The organism is Bradyrhizobium sp. CCBAU 11430 (assembly GCF_028128855.1).
GTDB classification, from domain to species: Bacteria; Pseudomonadota; Alphaproteobacteria; order Rhizobiales; family Xanthobacteraceae; genus Bradyrhizobium; species Bradyrhizobium ottawaense.
This window is the reverse complement of the sequence record NZ_LBJV01000071.1, coordinates 343,377-368,225: the sequence shown is the minus strand read 5'-3', so window position 1 is coordinate 368,225 and position 24,849 is coordinate 343,377. Positions and strand designations below refer to the sequence as shown.

Sequence of the window (24,849 nt, the reverse complement as noted above, 5' to 3'; positions counted from 1 at the left end):
ACGCGCCGTGCCCACCATCTCCATGAATTCGAGAAGAGGTGGGCACGCTTCGCTTTGCCCACCCTACGATTCCATCAGCGTGGCGGCGGCAATCGTCTGAACGCGTTGTCCAGAACCATGCCGATTGGGAGCAGCCGGCGTCAACCGGTGGCGTGCATCCTCGCCGGCGAAGGTGTGTCGAGTTCGGTGAGCAGTCGCTCGACGTCGGCCTTCGCCTTCCCGATCGCAGCGTCCTTGACTGGACCGTAGCCGCGGATGTCCATCGGCGCTGTTGCGATTGCGACGAGACCTGGCAGATGCGCCGCATCGAGCCCGCCGAGCATCCGCTCGATCAAGCCTTCGTACCAGGCGATCAGTTCGCGCTCGGTGCGCCTTTCCCAGGTGTAGCCGAATGGATCGAACGGCGTGCCGCGTAGTCCCTTCAAGCGCGCGAGCATGGCCAGCGGAATCTGGATCCATTGGCCGAAGGCGCGCTTGCGCGGACGCCCACGTGCGTCGCGCCGCGACGGCAGGAAGGGCGGGGCGAGGTGATATTGGACTCTGAAGCCATCCTCGAATTCGCGCTTCAGCTCATCGAGGAATCCGCCCTGCATGTGCAGGCGCGCCACCTCATACTCGTCCTTGTAGGCCATCAGCTTGAACAGGGCCCGGGCGACGGCCTCGGTCAGGGTCTCGCTGTTCAGGACCGCTTCGGCGTGGCGGACCCTTGCGACGGTCGCCCGGTAGCGCGCCGCATAGGCGTCGTCCTGATAGGCGGTGAGGAAATCGGCGCGACGGTCGATCATCTGGTCGAGCGTCTCGGCCCTGGGCGCATCGTCCACCCTCGGCAAGAAGTCCGAATCGGCGGCCGCAATCCGGCCCCAGGCAAAGGCCTGCTTGTTGCGTTCGACGGCGACGCCGTTGAGCTCGATTGCGCGCAGCAGCGCTTGCAGCGAAATCGGCACCAGTCCGCGCTGCCAGGCAAAGCCCAGCATGATGATGTTGGCATAGACGGCATCGCCAAGCAGCCGTTCCGCCAGTGCGTTGGCGTTGATGGTACTGAGATCGCTCTCGCCGATGACTTGGCCAATGGCACGCAGGCGCGCGGGGGAGGCGAGATCGGCGTCGCGAAAGCGGACCACGTCACCGGTCGGCATCTCCGCGGTGTTGACCGCGGCGCGCGTGCCGCGGTGGTAGGTGCCTGAGGCTTTTGGCGAGGAGCTCACCACGAGGTCGCAGCCGATCAGCGCATCGGCTGCGCCCTGGTCGATACGGACCTGATGCAGAGCCGCGGGGCTCGCGGCGAGGCGGATGTAGCTCAGCACGGGCCCGAACTTCTGCGCAAAGCCGGTGAAGTCCAGCACCGAGACGCCGCGGCGTTCGAGGTGCGCGGCCATGCCGATCAGCGCGCCGACAGTAATCACGCCGGTGCCGCCGACGCCGGTGATGAGCAGATCGTAGGGACGGTCGAGCGTTGCCGTCGCGGGCAACGGAAGTGGGGCGGCCCGACCAACCGCGTCGATCTGGCTCGCGCCCTTCTTCCGGCGCGTCGCGCCTTCGACGGTCACAAAACTCGGGCAGAAACCGTTGAGGCAGGAAAAATCCTTGTTGCAGGCTGACAGATTGATCTGGCGCTTGCGGCCGAACGGCGTCTCCTTCGGCTCGACGCTGAGGCAGTTGGATTCCACCGAGCAGTCGCCGCAGCCCTCGCAGACGAGATCGTTGATATAGGCGAAACGCTTGGGGTCGGCCATCTGCCCGCGCTTGCGCCGGCGTCGCTTCTCCGTGGCGCAGGTCTGTTGATAGATCAGGACCGAGACGCCGGAGATATTGCGCAGCTCGCGCTGCACGGCATCCATCTCCTCGCGCGGATGAAGGGTGACGCCGGCCGGCAGGTCGGCAGGCGAGAACTGTGCGGGATCATCCGACACCAGCGCGATGCGCGCCACACCTTCGGCGCGGACGCTGTGGGCAATGGCATGAACGCTGATGGGACCGTCGACCGGCTGGCCGCCGGTCATTGCGACGGCATCGTTGAACAGGATCTTGTAGGTGATATTGGCCTTGGCGGCGATCGCCTGCCGGATCGCCATCGAGCCGGAGTGGTAATAGGTGCCTTCGCCGAGGTTCTGAAAGATGTGCTTGTGGCCAGTGAAGCGTGACGAAGCCGCCCAGTTAACGCCTTCACCGCCCATCTGGATCAGCGACGAGGTCTCGCGGTCCATCCAGCTTGCCATGAAGTGACAACCGATGCCGGCCAGCGCCTTGGAGCCTTCAGGTACCTTTGTTGATGTGTTGTGCGGGCAACCCGAGCAGAAATACGGCGTGCGCGTTGCGCCAGCGACGTTGATGGTGCGTGCGGCCTCTGGCATCAGGGCGGCCGCGCGTGCGGCGAGATTGAGGCCTGGAAACATCGGATCGAGCCGGCGCGCCAGCACGCCTGCGAGCGCGCGAGGCGACAATTCGCCGATCCAGGAGATCAGCCTTGCCCCGGTTTCATCGTGCTTGCCGACCATGCGCTCCGGCTTGCTGCCAGGATAGTCGTAAAAATATTCCTTGAACTGGCTCTCGATGATGCCGCGCTTCTCCTCGACCACGAGGATCTCGCGCTTGCCTTTCACGAAGTCCATGGCGTCATGCAGCGCCAGCGGCCAGACCATGCCGACCTTGTAGACGTCGATGCCGATGCTGCGGCAGGCGGCCTCATTGAGCCCCATTAGCCGCAGCGCCTCCATCAGGTCGAGATGGGCCTTGCCCGTGGTGACGATGCCGTAGGTGGCGCTGGGGATGTCGTAGATGTGACGGTCGATCGGATTGGCCTTGGCGAAGGCGTAGACCGCGTGCTTCTTCGCCTCCAGCCGCTCCTCGATCTGCGGGCCCGGCAAATCGGGCCAGCGGTAGTGCAGTCCATCAGGCGGCGGCGTGAAGTCGGGCGTGCGGAAGTGGCGGGGCGGCTGTAGCGCGACGGACGCACCCGACTCGACGATCTCCGAGATCGCCTTGAAGCCGACCCACATGCCGGAGAAACGGCTCAGCGCAAAGCCATATTCGCCGAACGCGAGATATTCGCTGACGCTCGCGGGATGCAGCGTCGGCATGAACCAGCTCATGAAGGCGACGTCGGACTGGTGCGGCATCGAGGAGGAGACGCAGCCATGGTCGTCGCCGGCGACTACCAGCACGCCGCCATGCGGCGAGGAGCCGTAGGCGTTGCCGTGCTTCAGCGCATCGCCGGAGCGATCGACGCCCGGGCCCTTGCCGTACCAGAGGCCGAACACGCCATCGACCTCGCGATCTCCTTGCGTCTCGACCTGCTGCGAGCCGAGCACCGCGGTCGCGGCGAGGTCCTCGTTGACGGCGGGGAGGAATTCGACACGGTCCCGCTTCAACCGCTCCTGGATGCGCCAGAGCTCGAGGTCGATGCCGCCGAGCGGCGAGCCGCGATAGCCCGAGATGAAGCCGGCCGTGTTGAGGCCGCTGGCCCGGTCGCGCCTGACTTGATCGAGCGCGATGCGGACGATGGCCTGTGTGCCCGTGAGGAAGACGCGGCCGTGTTCGCGATCGTAGCGATCGGAGAGTTCGTAGGGGTCGAGTGACGGAAAGGCGTCCATGCGGACCTCCCGCGGCATCCTTGCGAATGAGCGGAGGGTAGGCCCTGATGGTTGGTAGGTCTTACCTATCTTTCCTGTCTGTAACCAGATTCTGGTAAGTTATCCCGAATTAGGCTATCATGCGGTAGAATAAACCGAATTGGGCCGATCGATGATGGAAGACCAGGACGCGCGGATTCTCGCTCATCTCCAGAAGGATGGCCGTGCCACCAACCAGCAACTGGCGGACGAGGTCGGCATGTCCACGTCGGCCTGCTGGCGCCGGGTGCGCGCGCTGGAGGAGGCCGGCATCATCCAGAGTTACGCGGCGCTGGTCGCGCGCGAGCCGGCGGGCTTTGCGATGTCGGCCATTCTTCACGTCTCGCTGGAACGGCACGACGCGAAGTTCGTCGACGAGTTCGTCGCGCGGGTAACCAAACGCCGCGAGGTGCTGGAGTGCTTTGCGACCACGGGCGATGCCGATTATCATTTGCGCGTCGTCGTGCAGGACATGGCCGCCTACAACAGATTCCTCGACGAGTTCATGTTCCGCATTCCCGGCATCCGCTATGTCCGCAGCAACGTGGTGTTGAAGGAGATCAAGTCGAGCGTGGCGCTGCCGTTTTGACATGCGGGAGGTGCCGGAGGGTGGGCAAAGGCGCATAGCGCCGTGCCCACGATCTCTCCATGATCGAGAGAGGTGGTGGGCACGCTTCCGCCGTCGCTCTTCGAGCTATGGCGGACAAGTCGCTTTGCCCACCCTACGGCACCGGTGCTACGGGGCTGCTATTGCCCCTCCCGCACAAACCTGTTCCGCAACGTCCCGACACCGGTGATGTCGATCTCCACGACGTCGCCGTGCTTGATGTCCGGCGAGGCACCGTCCGTGCCCATCCAGATCACGTCGCCGGGCCACAAGGTAAAATACTTGGTCAGCTCGACCAGGAACGGCACCACGCCGAAGATCATGTCGCCGGTCGCGAAGCGGTTGGTCTCCTTGCCGTTGACCCGGACGATCGTTTCCATCTGTTGGAGATCGGCCTCGGTCTCGATCCACGGTCCCATCGGCTTGAACGTGTCGGCGTTCTTCGAGCGCCACAGGCTGCGGTCGGCCTTCTGCCAGCTGCGCTCGCTGACGTCGTTGCCGATGGTGTAGCCGAACACGCAATCCATCGCGGTGTCTTCGGTGAGATGTTTCACTTTCTTGCCGATGACGACGACGAGCTCGCCCTCGTAATGGATTTTCTCCGTCGCGAAGGACGGGATCACGACCTCCTCGTCATGTGCGATCAGCGCGTTCTGGGCGCGATAGCCGATCTCGGGGCGCTCAGGCACGGCCGGCACTTCGCCACGCTTGTCGGCGGCCTCCTTCAGATGCTTCAGATAGTTGAGGCCGACGCAATAGAAGGTGCGCGGGATCAGCGGCAGCTCGATCCTGACCTGCGACAGCGAATGCGTGCGCGAGGTGCGCTGCCATTCACCGAAAGGATCGCCGTTGACCGCGACGACCTTGTCGCCCTCGACGATCCCCCACGAGGTCTTGCCGGTCTCAGTAAACTTCAGCCAGCGCATGCTAAGTCCTCGTTGCTATTCCGCGGCATCGCGCGGCGGCATCTTCCAGGCGCCGGCGGCGGGCCGCTTCAGCCCGAGATTTTCGCGCAGCGTCTTGCCGCGATAGTCTTTCTGGAACAGGCCCCGGCGTTGCAGCTCCGGGACGACATGCTGCACGAAATCGGCGTAGGAGCCGGGCACATAGGTCGCCGCGATGACAAAGCCGTCGCAGCCGCGCTCGACAAACATTTCCTCGAGCCTGTCCGCGATCTCCTTGGGGCCGCCGACCATGGCGTCCTGCACCTGGCCGCGGCCGGAGAAGGTGACGAAGTCGCGCGCGCTCGGATTGCTCTTGCCGGAATTCTTCAGCACGCCGTCGCGGATGCCCAGAATGCCCTGCATGCTCTTCAGCTCGTCAGTGGTCAGCGGCTCATCGAGATCCTTGGAGGCGAAGTCGTAGTTGAGTGCTTCGGCAAGCAGCGACAGCGCGTCGATCTGGAGCGGCAGCTTGTTGATCAGCGCCATCTTGTCCTCGGCCTCGGCCTTGGTCGCCGCGCAGACCGGCGTCGTCAGATTGCAGAGGAACATCTGGTCGGGATCGCGGCCGGCCTTGGCGGCCTCGTTGCGCACGGCCGCGTAGCCGTCCTTGGCGCCCTGAAGATTGCGCGCGGCGGTGAAGATCACCTCGCCCCATCGCCCGGCAAAGCGCTGACCACGGCCGGATGCGCCGGCCTGGATGATCACGGGGTGGCCCTGCTGCGAGCGCGGTACGGTGAACGGCCCGCGGGACCTGAACGCCGCGCCCGTGTGGTCGAGCCGCTTCACCTTGGCCGGATCAGCAAAGCGGCCGGTCTTCTTGTCCATGATCAGCGCGCCGTCTTCCCAGGTGTCCCAATGGCCAAGCACCACCTCCATGAATTCGTCGGCCTTGTCGTAGCGGGAATCATGTTCGGGATGGGAGTCGCGCCCCATGTTGAGGGCCTCGCCGTCATTGAGCGAGGTCACGACGTTCCAGCCGGCGCGTCCGCCCGACATGAGGTCGAGCGTTGCGAAGCGGCGGGCGACGTCGAACGGCTCGTAATAGGTGGTCGAGCAGGTTGCTCCCAGCCCGAGCCTCTCAGTGACCATGCCCATCGTGGTCAGCACGATCAGCGGATCCATCTTCACGCAGCGGATGCCGTATTCGACGGTATGGGCGTGGTCGTTGCCGTAGCGGTCCGGCATCGCCAGGCGGTCGTCGAAGAAGGCCATTTGGAACTTGCCGGCTTCGAGAATCCTGCCGATCTCCTGATAGTAGTCCGCCGACATCGAATCGTCGCGCGAATCCGGATGCCGCCAGGAGCTCGGCAGGTTGGTGCAGTTCTGCGCCTGGAGGAAGCCGACCAGGACCATCTGTCGATTCATGCTGCTGTTCTCCCGATGCCGTCAGGCCAGATCGAGGACGGTGTCGAGCCGGTATTCCCGCGCCAGCGCGCGCAGCTTTTCCCAGGTGGCATCCTCGATCTCGATGCCGTCGCGCAGACGCTGCTGCTCGCGCAGGCCCTCGATCTCGCCGGGATAGTAGACGCCATTGCTGCCCTCGGACGGCGGCGTCGATTTCAGATAGCGCGCGAACTCGGCGACCTCGCGTTTGAACTCCTGCAGCGGGCGGAATGCGGCGACATTGAACACCGCCATGAAGCATCCGTCATTGTGCCGCCCCGTAGGCTCGACGCCGAAGCCGAGGCCGGTGAGCAGGCCGCACAGCACCTCGACCATGGCGGCGAGGCCGCTGCCTTTGTAGCCCTCGGTGCCGCCGAGCGGCAGCAGCGCGCCGCCCTTGCGGTATTGGGTCGGATCGGTGGTGTGCCGTCCCTCGGCATCGATGATCCAGCCCGTCGGAATCTCCTCGCCGCGCGCGACCGCGAGCTGGATCTTGCCGGCTGCGACAGCTGAAGTCGCCATATCCAGATAGAACGGCGCATCGAGATCGGACGGCACCGCGATCGAGATCGGGTTGGTGCCGAGCCGCGCCTCCTTGCCTCCAAACGGGGCGACGTGTTTCGGCGAGCGGCCGGAATCCGCCGTGGCAATCCCGATCATGCCTGCGCGCATCGCCATCAGGGGGTAGGCGGCGAGGCGGCCGACATGGCTTTGCCGGAACACGGTGCAGGCAGCGACATTCGCCGTCCTGCCTTTCTCGATCGTCAGCGCCATCGCCTTGGCGTTGACGTGGAAGCCAAAGCCCCAATGGCCGTCGATCACGGTCGTGGTCGGCGATTCCTGGACCACGGTCCATTTGGCGCCGGGAACGATGTGGCCGGCCTTGATGCGGTCGATATAGGTGGGAACGGCGATCACGCCGTGGGAATCATGGCCGGCGAGATTGGCGTTGACGCAGCCGATCGTGACGGCGTCGGCTTCTTCCTCGGAGGCTCCGGCGGCGCGGAGCAGGGCAGCGCTGACGCGCGTGAGGCGATCGGCCGTGACGATCGGCATGGCGTTCCCCGGGGTCTTTGCCCTTGGCGGGCACTGATTGTTGGAGGCCATCGTCTCAAAGCGCGGCTGTGATATCAATCTCCCGTAAACCAATACAGGGCTGCAAATTCGTAAAGAGGTCGCGCCTCTTGCTGAGGATTCGTCCCGTGCGGCGGTATTTTCGATAGTTTACCCCCGGTCGTTCGCAGCTCGTTCACTTTGATCGATTGTTTGCAGCGCGCAATAACGACCACTTAGGCGATGGCCCCTCATAAAGGTACCCGGGAGAAATAGGCAGAAATGCCCGGGAGCTGAGATCGTGCCGACGACACTCGCGCGCACCTTTGCGGCGTTGAGCGCCATCAACGAAGCGATTCTCTATGCGAAATCGCCGGACGAGCTGTACCAGAAGGTCTGCGACGCCGGGTTTTCGAGCGGGGATTTCTTGGCTGTCGCCGTGTTTCTGGTCGGACCGGACGACCGGCGACTCCATTTTGCGGCCGGCTGTGGCGACGACGTTGCGCGGCTGCGCTCGATCGAGATCACGACGGTTGCCGGCACACCCGAAGGCTCGGGCGTCGGCGGCGAGGCATTTCGAGATCAGAAGCTGTGTGTCAGCAACGATTATCTGAACGACCCCCGTTCGCTGGCGTGGCGCGCGGGTGCCGCTTCGGCCGCCATTGGCGCGGCTGCGGCGCTGCCGCTGCTCTGCAACGGCAAGAGTGTCGGCGTGCTCTACGTGACCCGCCGCGAAGCCGGCTCGCTGAACGAGCAGATGGTGTCGCTGTTCGGGCGCATGTCGGCCAACATTTCCTATGCGCTGGACAATTTCGCGCGCGAAACCGCGCGGCAGACCAGCGAACGGGCGACGCGGCGACTCAACCGCATGTTCGGCGCCATCAGCGCCACCAACGAAGCCATCCTGCGCGCCAAAACCGAGCAGGAGCTTTATCAGCTCGTGTGTGACGCCTCGGTTCACGGGGGCAAATCGCTGGCGACCATCGTGTTGCTCCGCGAACCGGATTCGCATTGGATGAGTCCGGTCGCGTCCACCGGCCAGAACCTCGCACTGATCACCCAGGCGCGCTATTCGATCGATCCGGAGAATCCCTACGGCAAGGGAATATCCGGCGAGGTGTTCCGGACGCAGAAGGCCATCGTCGAGGACGATCTCGCCAGCCGCACCAGAGGCTCGCCGTGGGAGCAGGCCAACGTCAACACTGGCGTTGCCGCCTGCGTGGTCGCGCCGCTGATCAGGCACGGTGAAAGTGTCGGCGTGCTCTTGTTCTTCATCAGCCGCTCCTGGGCCAAGGACGAGGAGATCGTCGCGCTCCTGCTGCGTATGGCGGAGAACGTCTCGTTCGCGATCGATAATTTTGGCCGCGAGTCCGAGAAGGCCAAAATCGCCGCCGAAGAGGAACGGCTGGCACGCATGTATGCGGCGCTAAGCGCCACCAACGAGGCGATCCTGCGGGCGCGGTCGCGCGCCGATCTGTTCGACCTCGTTTGCGAGGCGACGGCGAAGGGCGCCAAGTTCACTTCGGCCAACATCGCACTGGTCGACCCTCACGCCGGGCTGCTGCGCGTCGTCGCCTGTTACGGACCTAACGCCGATCAGGTTCGCAACTTCAAATTCTCGATCTCCGAGGAGGTGCCGGAAGGGCGCGGATTGACCGGCATCGCGTTCCGCACGCGCCAGCCCGCCGTCAGCAACGACGTGCTCGCCGACGAGCGCATCGCGCCGTGGCACGCCAGCGCCCGCCGCAACGGGATCGCGTCCTCCGCGGCGTTGCCGCTCTTCAACGGCGACCGTGTCGAAGGCGTGTTCCTGTTCAACTCTCCGGAGTGCGGCACGTTTACACCCGAATTCGTCGAATTGCTGCGCAAGCTCCAGGCCAACGTCGCCTTCGCACTGGAAGGCTTCGATCGCGCCGAGGAGAAGGCGCAGGTGGACAAGCAGCGCAATCGCCTGAGCGGAATGTTCGAAGCGCTCAGCGCAACCAATGAAGCGATCATGCGCGCCAAGACGCGCGAGGACCTGTTCGAGGCCGCGTGCCAGGCAGCTATTCTCGGCGACGTGTTCGCGTCGGCAACGATCGGGATCATCGACGCGGAAAACGAGCTCGTTCGCGTCGTCGCGGTGAAGGGGCGACTGCAGCAGCAAATGGTTGGACGGACCTGCAGCATTTCCGTCGACCATCCCGAAGGCGAGGGGATCATCGGCACCTCGCTCCGGACTCGCCGGCCCAGCGTTATGAACGACTATCTGAACGAGCCGCGGTCGGCATACTGGCGGGCGAAGGCGATCGAGGACGGAACGCGGGCCGCCGCCAGCTTCCCGCTTCTAAAGGCCGGCCAGGAGCCGATCGGCATCCTGCTTTTCCTCGCGCCCGAGGAGGACACATTCACGCCCGATCTGGTCGAACTGCTCGGGCGCCTTGCCGAAAACGTGTCCTTCGCGCTCGACAATTTCGACCGCGCCGAGGAGAAGGTCCGGACCGATGCCCAGAAGGAGCGCCTGACGCGCATGTTCGCGGCTCTGAGCGCGACCAACGAAGCGATCATGCGGGCGAAGTCGCGCGCCGAGCTGTTCGAGCTCGTCTGCCTTGCCGCGTCGAACGGCGCCAAGTTCACCTCGACCACGATCGCGCTGGCCAGGGCCGACAGCGACCAGCTGGAGATCGTGGCGAGCGCCGGGCCGTCTTCCGACACCACGCGCAACGTTCGCCTCTCCATCGACCCCGAGCGTCCCGAAGGACGCGGGATGAGCGGCACGGCGTTCCGCACGCGCCAGCCCTGCATCAGCAACGATTATCTCAACGACGATCGCGTCAGCGCATTCCACGCCGTTGTCCGCGGCGACGGGGCGCGATCGGGCGCGGCATTTCCGCTCATCGTGCACGACCAGGCCGTCGGCGTCATGATCTACATGTCGACCGAGCCGGCTACCTTCACGGCCGAGTTCGTCGAGCTGTTGCAGCGTCTGGCCGACAACGTATCATTTGCGATGGAGAATTTCGATCGCGCCGACGAGAAGAACGAGGCGGACGAGCGGATCGAGTACCTCGCCTCGCATGACAGCCTGACCGACCTTCCGAATCGCGAGACCTTCAACGGGCTCTTGCGCGAGGCGATCGAAACGGCGGAGCGCCACGATCACCGTTTCGCGGTGCTGTTCATCGATCTCGACCGCTTCAAGGTCATCAACGATTCGCTCGGCCATGAGGCCGGCGACCTGCTCCTGCTCGAAGTGGCAAATCGCCTGCGCGGCGCGCTGCGGGAGAGCGACGTCGTGGCGCGCCTCGGCGGCGACGAGTTCGTGGTGATCCTCGACCAGTGCGGCGAGATCGACGACGTCCAGCGCATCGCGACCGGGCTGCTCGCGGCACTCGCCGAGCCAATGGAGCTGGCCGGACACGAGTGCCACACCACGGCCTCGATCGGTATCGCGATGTATCCGGCCAACGGCTCCGATGCGCAGACCCTGACCAAGAACGCCGACATGGCGATGTATCTCGCCAAGGAGGACGGCAAGAACGGCTACCGCTTCTTCTCCAAGGAAGTGACGACGCAGTCGATCGAGCGGCTGTCGCTGGAGAGCTCGCTGCGCCGCGCGCTGGAGCGCGAGCAGTTCTCGCTGAATTACCAGCCCAAGGTCGACATGGCGACCGGCCAGATCACCGGCGTGGAAGCGCTGCTGCGCTGGGCGCATCCCGATCTCGGCAACATCTCGCCGGCTCAGTTCATCCCGCTTGCGGAGGAGACCGGCCTGATCGTGCCGATCGGCCGCTGGGTGCTGAGGGAAGCCTGCGCGCAGGCCATGGCCTGGCAGCGCCGCGGCCTGTTGCCGTTGTCGATGGCGGTCAATCTGTCGCCGCGGCAGTTCGCCGACGAGCATCTGTTGCAGGACGTCGACGAGGCGCTGGCGGCCAGCGGCATGTCGCCGGTGCTGCTCCAGCTCGAGGTCACCGAGAGCATGATGATGCGCAATGTCGGCCGCGCGCTCAAGGTGCTCGATGCCATCCAGAGCCGCGGCATCCGCCTCGCCATCGACGATTTCGGCACCGGCTATTCGTCGATGTCACTGATGAAGCACTTCCCGATCGACACGATCAAGATCGACCGCTCCTTCGTACGGGACCTGCCGCAGGATTCGGAAGACCAGGCGATCGCACAGGCCATCATCAGCATGGGCAAGGCGCTCGGCATGACCGTCGTCGCCGAAGGCGTCGAGAACGCCGAGCAGGAGGCGTTCCTGCGCACCCATGGCTGCGACGAGATGCAGGGCTTCCTGATCTCGAAGCCGCTGCCAGCCAAGCAGATGGCCGAGCTGCTGCGGCCGATGGTCCTGCCTATCGCGCCGCCGCTCCAGCCGGAGCCGGACGTTGCGGCCATGGAAGCTGCAGCGTCACGGCTGAAACGCGCTGTCGTCTGACGGCTGCGGGTGCAGCGCGCGGGCGTCGTGTTCCCCGCCCTCGGCCTTGCTCGGAAAATCCTGCGGTCCCGTCAGCGATGTCTGTTCGACGAACAGCGCGAGAATCGTGTGCGCGCCATCGGCGAAGCTCGCGCCCTCGTTCAAACCGAGTTCGGCGCACCATGCGCAGCTCATCGGCTCCCGGTCATCGAACACTGCCATCGCGGGTCCCCACCACCAGGCGGGCGCAGGCGAGCGCTCATCCGCGGGCACAATGTGCCAGCGGGAAAACTCCTCCATCACGCGCTCGAACTCCAGGCGTGCGGCCTGATGCATTCGTTCCATGCTCCCAGGGATCCGCGACCGATGACGGGCCTTCGCGCCGAAATGATCGTGACCTGACGCTCGGAAAAATCGGCTCGCGCATTCGGACGAGCCAGGCATGCCGGCATCGTCGCCGGCAGCGAAGGCCCAGTCTAGCCGTTCACGCCACCGCTGAGCAAGGCGCGGGCGCCCCGATTGCCTAACGCTGTCTGAACGGATGCGCCTTCTGGTGCCAGGCCCAGGCGGTGCGGATGACCGTAGCCAGGTCGGAATGGCCAGGCACAAAGTTCAGCACCTTTCGCGCAGCGGAGGGATCCGCAACCAGATAGGTCGGATCGCCGGCGCGGCGCGGCTTGATGGTATGCGGCACCTCGCGGCCGGTCTCCTGCCTGATCGCGTTCAGGATCTCGCGCACGGAAAAGCCGGAGCCGGTGCCGAGATTGAAGCTGCCGCCGGCATGCCCCTCTTCCAGGAGCTTCAGGGCCGCGACATGCGCCGCGGCGAGGTCGGTGACGTGGATGTAGTCGCGGATCGCGGTCCCGTCGGGCGTGTCGTAGTCGTCGCCGAACACCGCGAAGTCGACATGGCCCTGCAGCGCCATCATGGCCCGGGGAATGAGATGGGTTTCATTGTCGCGCAGCTCGCCGATGCCGCCGGCCGGATCGGCGCCGCTGGCGTTGAAATAGCGCAGGCAGAACGCGCCGAAGCCGTAGGCCGAGCGGTAATCGGCGAGCATCCGCTCGATCATCCATTTTGACGCGCCATAGGGGTTGATCGGAACGCAGGGAAAGTCTTCCGGCAGCTCCTTGGAATCGGCATTGCCGTAGACGGCGCCGGTCGAGGAGAACACGATGCGATGGCAGCCTGCGTTGCGCATCGCCTGCAGCAGCGACAGCGTGCCCTGAACGTTGTTGATGTAGTATTTCTGCGGATCGGTCATGGACTCGCCGACCAGGCTGGCCGCCGCGAAATGCATCACCGCCGTGATTTTGTGGTCGGCGAAGGCGCGTGCCAGCGCCGTGCCGTCGAGCAGATCGCCCGTCACCAGGGGGCCGGCAACGAAGCTGCGATGACCTGTCGAGAGATTGTCATAAACGACGGGCTGATAGCCGGCGGCGGTCAATGCGCGGCAGGCATGCGAGCCAATGTAGCCCGCGCCCCCAGTGACGAGGACAGTCGGTCGGTCGGTCATATCGTCTTATGCTCTTCTCTTAGCGGAGTGGTCGGTTGCGGCTGAAGAGAAGATAGAGCGCGCGGGGGTTGGTGGTCAAATAGCGCCAGAACAGGCGGCGCGGCTCGAGCAAGGTACGCCACGCCCATTCGAGTCCGACCTTCTGCATCCATTGCGGCGCGCGGGAACGGCTGCCCGACAAAAAGTTGAACAGGCCGCCCGATGTCTTGATAACGCCAACATTGGTGAGGTACGGCGTGAACTCTTCCACGAATGCCTGCTCGTTGGGCACGCCGAGCGCGACCCACAGATAGTCCGGCGCAAGCGCATTGATCTCCTCGACCTTGGCGCGCAGCGCCTCGCCTCGCAGATAGCCATGGCTGCGCCCGATGATCTTGAGGTCCGGATACAGCTTCTGGACGTTCTCGACGGCCACGATGTTTTCGGCCTCGCTGGCGCCGAACATGTAGAAGGTGCGGCCGACCGCCTCCGCCTTGCGCGCGACGACGTGGAACAGGTCCGTGGTCGCGACGCGCTCGGGCAGGGGAAACCAGGATTGCAGCCTCGAGGCCGCCACCAGCGGCTGGCCGTCGGCATTGATCAGGTCGGCGGCGCGGAACAGGCGCTCGGTCTGCGGTTCCGTCGAGCAGCGCGCCAGCACCTCGCCATTGGCCGAGGTCAGGAATAACGGGCGGCCGATGCGATTGTCGGGATCGGTCGCCTCGATCATGAAATCGGCGGTCGCTTCCAGATCGATCGCGGCCATGCGGAGCCCGCCGACGGTGATTCGCGGCACGTCGGCCGTTGCTGCCCGTCCGTCGAGGTTGACGCGACGCTCAAGCATATTGTCTGCCTCGCTGGCGCGTTTGGATTGCAGGGGTGAGCTCGTCCAGCACGACGCCGACGAGCTTGCGCTCGGCGCGGCCCAGCGCGGTCAGGATCTCTTCCAGGCTGTCGTTGATGTCGAGGCTGGTTGGCAGCACCGCCACCAGCGCGTCGGTGTCGTCGAGCAGCTTGCGGCCGCCGGCCGAGAGCGGCATCGCGGGGCCGTCGAGGATCACGAGGTCATAGCCGCCTGCGGCACGCGCCTGCGCAATCGCCTTGCGGATCGCGTCGGCAGCCTTGCCGGCATCACCCTCGCCGGCCGGCAGCACCGAAATGCCGTTGACCGTCTTGATCTCGCGTGCGGCCTTGCTGCCGATCGAGAGCCAGCCGAGCCTGCTCGGCTCGCTCTTGCCGGGGCGGCTGACCTTGTTCGAGAGCGCGCGGGCCTGATGGTCGGCATCGATCATCAGCACGCGGGCGCCGTCGCGCGCCGCCGCGAGCGCGAAATTCAGCGCGATCACGCTGCGTCCGGTGGTGTCGCCGGCGCCGACCAGCGCGATGACCGGCATCGTCTTGTCGCCGGCGCGCCGGGCCACGGCAGCTCGCATATCGCGCCAGGCGTTGAGCAGTTTCGTCAGGGGAAAGCCGGGCCGCAACGTCGGCCAGCCCAGCCGGGTGAGGTCGACGCCGCCGCCGGTGGCGAGAATGGCTCCGAGCGTGTGGATGACGTCGGCCTCCTGGAGGCGCGCGATCAGCGGCTTTTCGATCAGGGGCTTTTCGACCATCGCAGGCTGCAGCGATGGCGCGGCAAGTTCGGGCAGGGCCTGCGCCACTTCCTGAGGTCGCGAGACCTGCGGAGGCTGCGGAGCTTCCGGAGCCGGCAAAGCCTCGGGAGTGCGCGTTCTCTCCGGTGCCGGCTTGCGCTCACGGCGGGCCGGTGCGGGCGCCGGTGCGCCGACGAGCAGGAGTTCGACCGCGGCGAACCAGCTTGACGCCGCGAGCGCGCCGAAGACGAAGCCGATCATGGCGAACAGGCTCATGGCGGGCGGGAACGAGCGCCGCTGCGGCACCGTCGCTTCGCCGATGACGCGGGCCGCCGAGGTGTTCAGCGTCTCCTGCTCCTCGGTCTCGCGCGAGCGCTTGAGGAAGGATTGATAGACGTCGCGGCTGGCATCGGCCTCGCGCTCGAGTTCGCGCAGGCGGACGGCGGCTTGGCTGAGCTGCACGCTCTGCCGCTTCTGCGCTTCCATGGCCCGGTTCAGCGAGGCCTCATAGTCGCGGGCGCGCGTCAGATCGTTCTTGGCCGACTGGGCGAAGCGATCGATCTCCTCGCTGATGGTGCGCTTGAGATCCTCGACCTGCTTCTCGGTCTGGCGCAGCGCCGGATGGCGCGGCCCGAGCTCGCCGGCCTGCTCAGCATATTTCTTGCGGGCATCGGCATATTGCGCGCGCAAATTCGCGATCGTCGGCGATTGCAGCGCTTCCGGGATCGCGCCGGCATCGGCAGCGGTACGGCGGCTCGCCTCGATCTGATCGAGCCGCGCCTGCGCATCCATCGTCGCCGCGCGGGCTGCGGAAAGCCGCTGGTTGCTGGCGGAAAGCTGCTGATCGCTGATCAGTGCATCCTGAGTGCCGACGAAATTGTTCTGGGCCTTGTAGGTCGCGAGCGCGGTCTCGGCGTTGCGCAGCCGCTCGCGCAGCTCCTTGAGGCGGCCGGAGAGATCGTTGGTGGCGCGCCGTGCGGCCGAAGCCTGTGAGTTGCGGGATTCGGTGAGGTAGGCATTGGTCAGCGTGTTGGCGAGCATCGCCGCTTTCGCCGGATCCGTCGACCAGACCTCGATGTCGACGATGAAGCTCTTCTCGGTCTTGCGGATCGTGATGTGCCGGTTCAGCGCCTCGAGCGCCGCAAGCTGCACTTCCTGGTTGTCCGCCGCGGAGGGAGCGCGGGGCTGCAGGCCGATCAGGCCGAGCAGCGGCGACATCAGGCTCTGGCCGTCGCTGCCGCCGCCGAATTCCGCGTCCTTGTCGAGACCCGCCTGCTGGATCACCTTGAGCAGCACGCTGTTGGAGGTGATCAGCCGCGCCTGGCTCTCCACCACCATGGACATGCCGGAGACGTCCTGCGCGCGCGGCGTGAGCTCACGATCGACGAGCTGAAGCTCGCGCGGATCGACATAGAGCTGGGCGGTGGCGGTGTAGCGGGGCGTCAGGCTCTTGCCCACGGTAACGGCAAGAGTTGCGCCGAGCAGGGCAGCCGCGGCAATCGCGACCTTGCGCCGCCAGAGCAGATTGGCGAGCTCCAGCACGTTGAAGCCGGCCTGGGGCCGTTGTTGCGGCGACTCCGGTCCGGCCCGATCTATCGGCTGGTTATAGTCAAGCATGATCCCCAGCTTTCATTCCAACTGCCGCAGGCTGAGGGGCTACTCTTCGCTCTACGCCATGCACCCGGGATATAGGTGCCCAATCAACGCAACAGGGAAAATTAACCATACTCATTGAGGGACTATTCACCGAAATGGCAAACAAAGCGTTTAAGCGCATGCCACTCCGCAGTGCGTCCTCGTGACGCCAGCGACGCCGGGGCTCCCTTGAGATTAACAGTTCGTTACCGCGCACGGCTTGGCCGCGAGGCTCGGCTTGTTCTGCAATGAGCCGCGCGCGCGCCATGACCGTCAGCTCTTCCGCAGGATGACGTGATAGTCGCCGCGACGGACGTCGGTCCCACGCGAGAGCATGGTATTCAGCACGGCCGCGCCGGCGTCCACGAGCGCCGCGAACAGCGGCTTGCGCCGGCGCATCTCGGGATAGCGCGGACTTTCGACCTCGCGGCGGTAGATCATCTCAAGGCCGTTGGCAGCCGCGAAGGCTTCGAGCCGGGGCAGCGTCACCAGCGGATGGAAGAAGGTCGGGAATGGCGGCTCACCGGGCATGCCGGCATCCTTGATGCCGCGGATGTGCCGGTAGAACCAGACGTGAAACCAGTGCGGCGAGTATTTGGTGACGATTCCGGAGAGCGAGCGGGGATTGGGCGCGCCGATCAGGATCAGCCCGCCGCGCTTGAGCGCATCGCGGAAGTTCAGGAGCGCGGCGTCGACATGGGGCAGATGCTCGATCACGTTGTAGCAGATCACGAGATCGAAGGTCTCGCGTCCGAAGCGATAGGTCTGCACGTCGCCGAGGATCGCCTCATCCGCGTAGGTGTTGTTGCGGACCTGGTCCTCGTCGATGTCGACGACCGTGACCTTGCTGCGTCCAGGCAATTCCGGCGGCAGGACGCTGCACGAGCCGCCGCCGGCTTCATAGATGGCGAGCTGGCCCTGCGGCAGTTCACGGCGCAGCACGTCGTGAACTGCGAGCAGGCTGTCGCGGGCTTCGCCGGGGACGAGATCGTGAAGCGCCTGGACGGGGGTCGCGGCCGCGGGAATCTGGATCGCCGTGGCTGTCGCAAAATCGATCGTGGCTGGCTTGTTCATATTTTCTGACCGCGCTTGTTCTATTCAAATTTACAGGAAAAATATCGCGAGCCCGAAGAGCAAATCCGATGCCGCGCCGTCTCACCGGTCGCAGTGCTTACGGTCGGGTTAATGCGCATGCGCATTAACTACGGCATTGTTCATGTTGGGTCTTCGTCGGCGCATGGACCGCGAATTGCAGTACCAGGTGCGCATGATTTCGCGGGAGAAACAGACGAAAGCGGTTAAACGCATGATGTTGTCTTGGGACCGCCGGGAGACCCGCGTGAGGCGCCATGAACTGGCCGTTCGTTTTGGGACGCATCTGTCCCGCGACGATGTGCCGTCGGGGGACGTACGAATGAAGCAGGGCTTTTTCAATATATCTCGGACATCTAGAACGTCATGACATTGATCCCGACAGACCTGTCTGCCACGCGTATCACGGATGCCGTGCGCGATCCCAACCGGGAGATCGCCGCGAGCTCCGGGGTCATCGACCTGTCGGTCGGTATCGTCGTCTGCATTCCCTGCTTTCGCCGGCCGCAGCACCTGCGGCTGACGCTGGAGTCGCTGGCGAACCAGCGGACCCCGCGGTCCTTTGCCGTCGTTATGGTCGAGAACGATGCCACGCAGCGCGAGAGCGCGCCGGTTGCCGCGGAGTTTCTGGCCGCCGGCAGGTTGCAGGGCGTCTGCCTCGTCGAGAAGCGGCAGGGCAATTGCCAGGCCATCAACGCTGCGTTCGAGACGGCGCAGGCGTTGTTTCCTGCCGCAACCCGCTTCCTGATGATCGACGACGACGAGATCGCATCAAGCGACTGGCTCGAGCTGATGGTCCGTACCGCGGAGGCGACCGGCGCCGACGTGGTCGGCGGGCCGGTGCTGCCGATGTTCGACGATGACAGCAAGCCGTGGCTTTCGCGTCATCCCGCCTTTTGTCCCGCCTACGACTATTCCGGCGCTGTGCCGCTGATCTATGGCTGCGGCAATTGTCTGATCACGCGCGCCGCCTTCGAGCGGTTCGACCGTCCCGCGTTCGACCTGCGCTTCAATTTCCTCGGCGGCGGCGATTGTGATTTCTTCGTGCGGTGCCGTGATGCCGGCATGATATTTTACTGGACCGCGGAGGCGGTCATCACCGAGACCGTGCCGCAAAGCCGCACCAGCCTCGGCTGGATCGCCAAGCGTGGCCTGCGCATCGGCGCGATCAATTACCGCGTGCAGTACAAGGCCGCGCAGGGCGCGGCGGCGCGAGCGCGGGTGTTCGCGCAGATGCTCGGGCGATTGCCGCTCTCGCTGGTTCGGTCCGCAGGTCTGTTGACGTCGTCGAAGGCCGTCGTCGCGATGCATCCGGTAATGGTCGCGCTCGGCTCGATGCTCGCGGCATTCGGGATCGAGCCGAAGCCCTATGAGGCCTCGAAGATCGTGTCGTGACGATTAGATGCCGAAGCGGGCGAGGGCGGTCCTGGCCGCGGCGCGCGGCAACGCCTTGAGCGAGCGCCGGCCGACCATTCCGAGATAGCCAAAAGCCTGGCGATATCGGCCGAAGCGAACCGCCTGCATCGCCGAGTAGGTGATGAGATGAAGTTCGGCGGCGAGGCGCAGTCCGGCCGCCATGCCCTCGGGCAGGCGTGCCAGGATCAGTCCGTCGTCGAATACCCTCGCGATGGCAGGGAAGAAGTCCTTCGGCGTCCGCACCGCCGCGTTCATGGTGTTGGCGGTGTGCAGGCGATAATCGAGCAGCAGTTTTGGCGCGAACTCGAACTCGCCGATTGCGGCGAGGCGACACCAGCAGTGCCAGTCCTCACAATAGCGCAGCGATGTGTCGAAACCGCCGATGGCCCGGAAAGCTTCCGCGCGTGCCAGCGCAATACCGCCATTGACGATGAAATTGCCGGCGGCGAGCCGCGTCAGCACGTCGCCGGACGGCTTCCGGCGCCCTTTCAGCAGGCCGCGCCGGCCGATCTGGTGTCCCTCGCTGTCGATCGTGTTGTAATCGCCATAGACGAGCACCGCCCGCGGAGCCCCGCGTGCCGCCTCCAGCAGTGCCGCCACTGCGCCGGGGCGAAGGCGGTCGTCGGCATCGAGGAACAGCAGCCATTCGCCGCGGGCATATCGCGCACCGAGATTGCGCGCTGCCGACACGCCGGCGGAATCATTCGTCATCAGGCGCAGCCGCGGATCGCGAATGCCGCGGACGATGGCGGTGGTGTCGTCGGTCGAGCCGTCGTCCACGACGATCACTTCGCCCACCTCGCCCTGCGCCAGTGCGCTGGCCAGGGTTTCGCCGACATAGGCCGCAACGTTCTTGGCGGGAATGACGACGGACACCGACGAGGTCGAGCTCGACGGCAGGGGCTGGCGTCCCGCCGGAACGAGGCGCGTGGTGGCCGGCAAATCGAGAACGTCTTCGGCGGTGATCTGAGCCACGGCTCGCCTTTAAGAGTCTGTTAACCAGGACGCATGCGCTGAATGGATGATGCGATCGATCGCAGCATGGGCAGGCCCAGCGAATGATACTCGCATTACAGCCTGATCCTTGCCGGGAAGGCCTGCGCGGCGCCGGTTTCGTCAATTAGCGTTAAGCCGCTGGCATTAAGCCTGTGGCAAATTTGGAAGAGAGTGACAGCCGGTCCCATGCGAGAATGCGCATCCGGTTGCCGCGGATGGAATCCAGTGCCCGCAAAGACATTCGAACACGACCCAGATGCGATGATCCTCAACCTCTTCTATGAGGACAAGGACGATCGCTGGTTTCCCGGCGACCGGCATCTGCGGCGCATGGCGCGCCGCTTGCTGCTCGGCGAGCCGCGCATGAGCGGCCAACTTCGCGTGTTCCTCAATCTCTGTGCGGGGCTCGACCGGCTCGGCATCCGCTACCGCGTCAACGACTACGGCTACATCGCGCGGCATCCTGAAGAGCTGGCCTGCATCGTCGGCCGCACCTTCCTGCTCGACAAGTTCGCGTGGAAGAACCCGATCCTGCTCGGCGTCGCCGCCCACAATCATCCGCTCGACGATCCTGATTTGTTCAAGCGGCTGCCGGTGAAGAAAGTCGTGGTACCCGGCCCCTGGTACGTGGACATGTACCGGCCGTACTGGCCCGAGACGGAGGCCTGGCCGGTCGGTATCGACACCGATCTATGGGCGCCGTCGCAGGCCTCGCAGAAGGCCGTCGACGTGCTGATCTACGACAAGGTCCACTGGGATCGCGAGCGTTTTGCGCCGGAGTTGATCGAACCCGTCCGCGCCCGCCTGCGAAAAGAGGGGCGCTCCTTCGCGGAGCTGCGCTATGGCAGCTACAAGGAGGAAGATTATCAGGCGGCGCTGGCGGCCTCGCGCGCGATGATCTTCCTGTGTCAGAACGAGAGCCAGGGCATCGCCTATCAGCAGGCCTTGTCTTGCGGCGTGCCGGTATTCGCCTGGGATCCGGGCGGCCCGTGGCGAGACCCCGATTACTATCCGCACCGCGTGCAGTTCGCGCCGGTGTCGTCGGTGCCGTATTGGGATGAGCGCTGCGGTGCCAAATTCGTCGACGTCGCCGGGTTCGAGGCGGGGTGGGACGACTTCTGGGAAGGGTGCGCTGCGGGCGTGTTCGATCCGCGCGGCTATGTCCTGGACAGCCTCACGCTGGAGCAACGGGCGCTGCAATATTACGAGATCGCGCGGAGCATCGTGCGGCAGCCGGCGGCGTCGCAGGCCCCCGCTAACCCGGTCGATGGACGCTCGATGGGGTTAAGCCACGACCTGGAGCTTCCCCGGCGTCACCAGGTGTCCTGAACCATGGACCGCAGCGCCGCCGACACCACCGGCCTCGAGGCCCGATCGTTGGGTCGCGCCTTCCGCGACGGCCTGGCGGAGCTGAATGCCGTGCAGGCGGCGCGCTGCCTCGTCGCCGTCGCCTCGCTGCTGCTGGTGCTGGTGACGCTCGATCCGTTCCCGGACCTGCGCAATCCCGATGTCACCACCGTCGTCGGCGGACGGATGGCGCTGGCCTATGTTTCCTGGGGACTGCTCGCTGCGGTCGCGGTGCTGCTCGTCGCCACCACGGATGCGCCGGCGCTGAAGACCCTGGTGACGCCGCTTCATCTCTGCCTCGTGGGCTGGCTGGTGATCAACATCGTCCTCTCTGAGAGCCGCGGCGTTTCGATCCAGCGCTTCGTGCTCGCCGCCAGCGTGACATCGCTCGCCGTCCTGCTGCCCTTGCTGCCGCCGACGCAGCGCAGCTTCAATCTGTGCCTGGGTGCTGCCGCGCTGGTGCTGCTCGCGCTCTGCTATCTCGGTGTCTTCCTCGCGCCGCACTATTCGATCCATACCGCGTTCGATATCGGCGAGCCGCAGCTTGCCGGCGACTGGCGCGGCAGTTTTGGCCATAAGAACATCGCCTCGCCCGTGATGACCATCCTGGTCTATGTCGGCATCTACCTGACCGCCGTCGGCTCGTTCGTGATGGGACCGGCGATCGCCGCGCTGGCCGGCATCTTCCTGATCTTCACCGGCGGCAAGACCTCGACGGTGCTGTGCCTTGCGATCTACGCGCTCGCGTCGCTGGTCTACGTGACGCCAAGCCTGTGGCTGAAGCGGATCATCTGCTTCGTGCCGCTGATCGTGATGAACCTGCTGACGGTCGGCAGTGTCTTGAGCCCGGCGTTGGGAGCGATGACGCGCTTGCTGCCGCTCGATCCGACCTTCACCGGCCGCTCCGCGATCTGGGAGTTCGCGCTCGCGGCCGTCGCCGAGAAGCCGATCATCGGTCACGGCTATGCGGCCTTCTGGGATGATGTCACCGCACGGCAGACCGCCCAGGGCGCCGAATGGGCGACGTCGGCGGCGCACAGCCACAACAGCTATCTCGACCTCGCGGTCACCATCGGTCTGCCGGGGCTGCTGCTCGTGATTCTCGTGTTCGTGCTCGCACCGCTCGGCAATTTCCAGTCAGCCCAGGCTCACAGCCGCAGTGGGGCGCTGGCAAAGCTGTTCCTGACCGTGTGGCTGTTCGGCCTGTACTACGGCGCGACGGAGACCTTCCTGCTCGAACGGCAAAATCCGATCTGGTTCATGTTCGCGCTCGCGGTGGCGGGCCTGCATTTCCTCGCCAGGTTCCAATGCGTCGAGCCGATGGAACCGGAGCGCTGACAGCTTGTCGCAGCCGGGGCGATGGTGGCATCGGCTTAACGATTGAGCGGCTACGTCTCTTGTGATGTGCGACAAACATAATCTATCTCGAAACATTCAGTAATCGTATGCCCCGCAGATGACGTTCCTCAGCGTCGAGCAACCAGATGGCCTCGTGTCCAGCACGTCGAACGTCGCTGTCGATTTCGTGCGTGACTGGCGGCAGGCCGCGTCGCGTCTGAACGCCGGGCATCGCACCGCATTCCAGCATGGTTACTGGCTCGATGCATGGTATGAGGCGTTTCACGATTTTGCGCCGCTGGTCGCGATGATCTCGGATGCCGCCACCGGCAAGGATATCGCGGTCGTGCCGATGGTCAGCCACATCAGGCGCGGCATCCGCATCGTCGAATTCGCAGATCTCGGCGTCTCCGACAACAACGCGCCGATCCTGGCGCTCGATGCCGCGTTGGACGCGGCGACGATGGATGCGATCAGCGGGGCCCTGGTCGAGGCGTTGCGCGCCTTGCCGGATCGCTTCGACCTGCTTCGCCTGAGGAAGATGCCGGCCCAGGTCGGCGGCAAGCCGAATCCGCTGGTGTCGCTCGGGCGGATCGGATCCTCATCGCTCAACGGCAATGTCGTGCTGCTGGGCGACGACTATGAGGACTACCAGGCCTCGATCAAGCGCATGCAGATGCCGCGTTGCTGGCGCGTCTTCAGCCGGCACGAAGGAGCGCGGTTCGAGATCGCCGCGGACGTTGCGCGCGCGCATGAGCTCCTTGACGTGACGGATGTCCAGCAGCAGGCGCGCATGCGTCAGCTCGGCTCGCGGTTCGTCCTCAACGACGACGCCCATGCGCGGTTTTACCGCGAGGTCGCCCGCCAGGGCGTCGCGGAAGGTTATGCGGTCGTCACAGCGCTCGTCTGCGATAAGGGTATTGTCGCCACCGCGTTCGGCGTCAGATCCGGCGCGACCTACTACCTCTTGCGCATCAGCCACGCCGGCAATTCATGGTCGAGCTGCTCGCCGGGGCTGCTCGTCGCCGAGCGCACGATGGCGGCGCTGCATGCAGAGGGCGTGCGCCGTTTCGACCTCAGCATCGGCAACCAGGATTACAAGCGGCGCTTCGGTGCCGAGAGGGTGCCGCTGACCGACGTCAGCATCGCGCTGTCCTGGCGCGGCGTTCCTTTCGCATGGCGCGACCATGCCGCGCAGGGCCTGCGCCGCCATCCCGCGGCGGCCGCCCTTGCGGCGCGCGCCATGGGCAAGGGAACACGCTGAAGCGGCACTCCCGACGGGAATGCCGCGACGCATCGGCGCTACCGATCAGCCATGGAGCTCAGCCGTGGAGCTTCCTGGCGGTCTCCGCGATCTGGCGTCCCTGATAGCGCGCGCCGGCGAGCTCGTTGGCGCTGGGCTGGCGACTGCCGTCGCCGCCGGTGATCGTGGTGGCGCCGTAGGGTGCGCCGCCGGTGACCTCGTCGAGCTTCATCTGGCCGGCGAAGCCGTAGTTCATGCCGACCACGACCATGCCGAAATGCAGGAGGTTGGTGATGATCGAGAACAGCGTCGTCTCCTGGCCGCCATGCTGGGTCGCGGTGGACGTGAAGGCGCCGCCGACCTTGCCGTGCAGCGCGCCCTTGGCCCAGAGCCCGCCGGCCTGATCGAGGAAGTTCGCCATCTGCGAGGCCATGCGGCCGAAGCGGGTGCCGGTGCCGACGATGATCGCATCGTAATTGGCGAGATCCTCAATCTTGGCGACGGGGGCGGCCTGATCGACCTTGTAATAGGAGGCTTTCGCGACCTCGGCCGGCACCAGCTCCGGCACGCGCTTGACGTCGACGGTGGCGCCGGCCTCGCGCGCGCCTTCGGCGACGGCGTTGGCCATCGCTTCGATATGGCCATAGGCGGAATAATAGAGGACGAGAACTTTGGTCATGGTGGTCTCCGTTGGGGGGAAGAGTTGG

Annotated in this window: 17 protein-coding genes; 6 read left to right on the top strand and 11 right to left on the bottom strand. The window is 65.3% G+C overall.

The window, feature by feature from the left end; translation table 11 throughout:
• Positions 1-140 precede the first annotated feature (140 nt).
• The gene (locus XI04_RS32990) at positions 141-3,590 is read right to left on the bottom strand and encodes an indolepyruvate ferredoxin oxidoreductase family protein (protein WP_271611059.1); all 3,450 of its coding nucleotides are present in this window, start codon (positions 3,588-3,590) and stop codon (positions 141-143) included.
• A gap of 151 nt (positions 3,591-3,741) precedes the next feature.
• On the opposite strand from XI04_RS32990, the gene XI04_RS32985 reads away from it, so the two are divergent.
• Positions 3,742-4,197 carry an Lrp/AsnC family transcriptional regulator gene (locus XI04_RS32985; RefSeq protein ID WP_271609981.1) on the top strand — a complete coding sequence of 152 codons (456 nt, stop codon included), beginning with the start codon at positions 3,742-3,744 and terminating at the stop codon, positions 4,195-4,197.
• A gap of 158 nt (positions 4,198-4,355) precedes the next feature.
• Here XI04_RS32985 and XI04_RS32980 read toward each other — a convergent pair whose 3' ends face one another.
• From XI04_RS32980 to XI04_RS32970, 3 genes are read right to left on the bottom strand one after another with little or no spacing between them, the layout of a single operon-like run.
• Entirely contained in the window at positions 4,356-5,141 is a 786-nt protein-coding gene (locus XI04_RS32980; protein ID WP_271609982.1) for a fumarylacetoacetate hydrolase family protein, read from the bottom strand.
• 15 nt (positions 5,142-5,156) lie between these two features.
• A complete protein-coding gene (locus tag XI04_RS32975; RefSeq protein ID WP_271609983.1) occupies positions 5,157-6,524 on the bottom strand; it encodes an LLM class flavin-dependent oxidoreductase in 1,368 nt (455 codons plus the stop codon).
• Positions 6,525-6,545: 21 nt separating this feature from the next.
• Positions 6,546-7,598, bottom strand: a complete 1,053-nt coding sequence (locus XI04_RS32970; RefSeq protein WP_271609984.1) for an Ldh family oxidoreductase — start codon at positions 7,596-7,598, stop codon at positions 6,546-6,548.
• A 298-nt stretch (positions 7,599-7,896) separates the two neighbouring features.
• Here XI04_RS32970 and XI04_RS32965 point away from each other — a divergent pair, with 298 nt between their 5' ends.
• Complete coding sequence (locus XI04_RS32965; protein ID WP_271611060.1) at positions 7,897-12,012, top strand: bifunctional diguanylate cyclase/phosphodiesterase; 4,116 nt, start codon at positions 7,897-7,899, stop codon at positions 12,010-12,012.
• Here the strand turns inward: XI04_RS32965 and XI04_RS32960 are convergent.
• From XI04_RS32960 to XI04_RS32940, 5 genes are all read right to left on the bottom strand, one after another.
• Positions 11,986-12,327: a hypothetical protein gene (locus XI04_RS32960; RefSeq protein WP_271609986.1), complete on the bottom strand. Its 342-nt coding sequence runs from the start codon at positions 12,325-12,327 to the stop codon at positions 11,986-11,988. The genes XI04_RS32965 and XI04_RS32960 overlap by 27 nt on opposite strands.
• Positions 12,328-12,514: 187 nt before the next feature.
• Entirely contained in the window at positions 12,515-13,507 is a 993-nt protein-coding gene (gene galE / locus XI04_RS32955; protein WP_095424769.1) for a UDP-glucose 4-epimerase GalE, read from the bottom strand.
• Positions 13,508-13,526: 19 nt separating this feature from the next.
• A complete protein-coding gene (locus tag XI04_RS32950; protein ID WP_028140059.1) occupies positions 13,527-14,330 on the bottom strand; it encodes a WecB/TagA/CpsF family glycosyltransferase in 804 nt (267 codons plus the stop codon).
• Positions 14,323-16,692 carry an exopolysaccharide transport family protein gene (locus tag XI04_RS32945; protein ID WP_271609987.1) on the bottom strand — a complete coding sequence of 790 codons (2,370 nt, stop codon included), beginning with the start codon at positions 16,690-16,692 and terminating at the stop codon, positions 14,323-14,325. The genes XI04_RS32950 and XI04_RS32945 overlap by 8 nt, the downstream gene beginning before the upstream one ends.
• Before the next feature lie 291 nt (positions 16,693-16,983).
• On the bottom strand, positions 16,984-17,784 hold the full coding sequence (locus tag XI04_RS32940) for a class I SAM-dependent methyltransferase (protein WP_271609988.1): 801 nt from the start codon (positions 17,782-17,784) through the stop codon (positions 16,984-16,986).
• Between the two features lie 384 nt (positions 17,785-18,168).
• On the opposite strand from XI04_RS32940, the gene XI04_RS32935 reads away from it, so the two are divergent.
• The gene (locus tag XI04_RS32935; RefSeq protein ID WP_271609989.1) at positions 18,169-19,197 is read left to right on the top strand and encodes a glycosyltransferase family 2 protein; all 1,029 of its coding nucleotides are present in this window, start codon (positions 18,169-18,171) and stop codon (positions 19,195-19,197) included.
• A gap of 3 nt (positions 19,198-19,200) precedes the next feature.
• Here the strand turns inward: XI04_RS32935 and XI04_RS32930 are convergent, their stop codons facing one another.
• Positions 19,201-20,193 (bottom strand): glycosyltransferase, encoded by a 993-nt coding sequence (locus XI04_RS32930; RefSeq protein WP_038947531.1) that lies wholly within the window; start codon positions 20,191-20,193, stop codon positions 19,201-19,203.
• 246 nt (positions 20,194-20,439) lie between these two features.
• Between XI04_RS32930 and XI04_RS32925 the strand changes: the two genes are divergently transcribed.
• The 3 genes from XI04_RS32925 (at position 20,440) to XI04_RS32915 (ending at position 24,163) form a co-directional block, all read left to right on the top strand.
• Positions 20,440-21,543 (top strand): glycosyltransferase, encoded by a 1,104-nt coding sequence (locus XI04_RS32925; RefSeq protein ID WP_038947530.1) that lies wholly within the window; start codon positions 20,440-20,442, stop codon positions 21,541-21,543.
• A 3-nt stretch (positions 21,544-21,546) separates the two neighbouring features.
• A complete protein-coding gene (locus XI04_RS32920; protein WP_271609991.1) occupies positions 21,547-22,899 on the top strand; it encodes an O-antigen ligase family protein in 1,353 nt (450 codons plus the stop codon).
• A gap of 118 nt (positions 22,900-23,017) precedes the next feature.
• Positions 23,018-24,163, top strand: a complete 1,146-nt coding sequence (locus tag XI04_RS32915) for a GNAT family N-acetyltransferase (protein WP_271609992.1) — start codon at positions 23,018-23,020, stop codon at positions 24,161-24,163.
• A 58-nt stretch (positions 24,164-24,221) separates the two neighbouring features.
• Here XI04_RS32915 and wrbA read toward each other — a convergent pair whose 3' ends face one another.
• Positions 24,222-24,821, bottom strand: a complete 600-nt coding sequence (gene wrbA, locus XI04_RS32910) for an NAD(P)H:quinone oxidoreductase (protein WP_038947528.1) — start codon at positions 24,819-24,821, stop codon at positions 24,222-24,224.
• Positions 24,822-24,849 lie beyond the last annotated feature (28 nt).

What these genes read in the sequence shown, in the direction of transcription:
- XI04_RS32920 (WP_271609991.1), top strand. Translation starts at nt 21,547, where the DNA reads ATGGACCGCAGCGCCGCCGACACCACCGGCCTCGAGGCCCGATCGTTG.
- wrbA (WP_038947528.1), bottom strand. Translation starts at nt 24,821, where the DNA reads ATGACCAAAGTTCTCGTCCTCTATTATTCCGCCTATGGCCATATCGAA.
- XI04_RS32960 (WP_271609986.1), bottom strand. Translation starts at nt 12,327, where the DNA reads ATGCATCAGGCCGCACGCCTGGAGTTCGAGCGCGTGATGGAGGAGTTT.
- XI04_RS32940 (WP_271609988.1), bottom strand. Translation starts at nt 17,784, where the DNA reads ATGAACAAGCCAGCCACGATCGATTTTGCGACAGCCACGGCGATCCAG.
- XI04_RS32985 (WP_271609981.1), top strand. Translation starts at nt 3,742, where the DNA reads ATGATGGAAGACCAGGACGCGCGGATTCTCGCTCATCTCCAGAAGGAT.
- XI04_RS32975 (WP_271609983.1), bottom strand. Translation starts at nt 6,524, where the DNA reads ATGAATCGACAGATGGTCCTGGTCGGCTTCCTCCAGGCGCAGAACTGC.
- XI04_RS32990 (WP_271611059.1), bottom strand. Translation starts at nt 3,590, where the DNA reads ATGGACGCCTTTCCGTCACTCGACCCCTACGAACTCTCCGATCGCTAC.
- XI04_RS32970 (WP_271609984.1), bottom strand. Translation starts at nt 7,598, where the DNA reads ATGCCGATCGTCACGGCCGATCGCCTCACGCGCGTCAGCGCTGCCCTG.
- XI04_RS32915 (WP_271609992.1), top strand. Translation starts at nt 23,018, where the DNA reads ATGACGTTCCTCAGCGTCGAGCAACCAGATGGCCTCGTGTCCAGCACG.
- XI04_RS32935 (WP_271609989.1), top strand. Translation starts at nt 18,169, where the DNA reads ATGACATTGATCCCGACAGACCTGTCTGCCACGCGTATCACGGATGCC.
- galE (WP_095424769.1), bottom strand. Translation starts at nt 13,507, where the DNA reads ATGACCGACCGACCGACTGTCCTCGTCACTGGGGGCGCGGGCTACATT.
- XI04_RS32950 (WP_028140059.1), bottom strand. Translation starts at nt 14,330, where the DNA reads ATGCTTGAGCGTCGCGTCAACCTCGACGGACGGGCAGCAACGGCCGAC.
- XI04_RS32980 (WP_271609982.1), bottom strand. Translation starts at nt 5,141, where the DNA reads ATGCGCTGGCTGAAGTTTACTGAGACCGGCAAGACCTCGTGGGGGATC.
- XI04_RS32945 (WP_271609987.1), bottom strand. Translation starts at nt 16,692, where the DNA reads ATGCTTGACTATAACCAGCCGATAGATCGGGCCGGACCGGAGTCGCCG.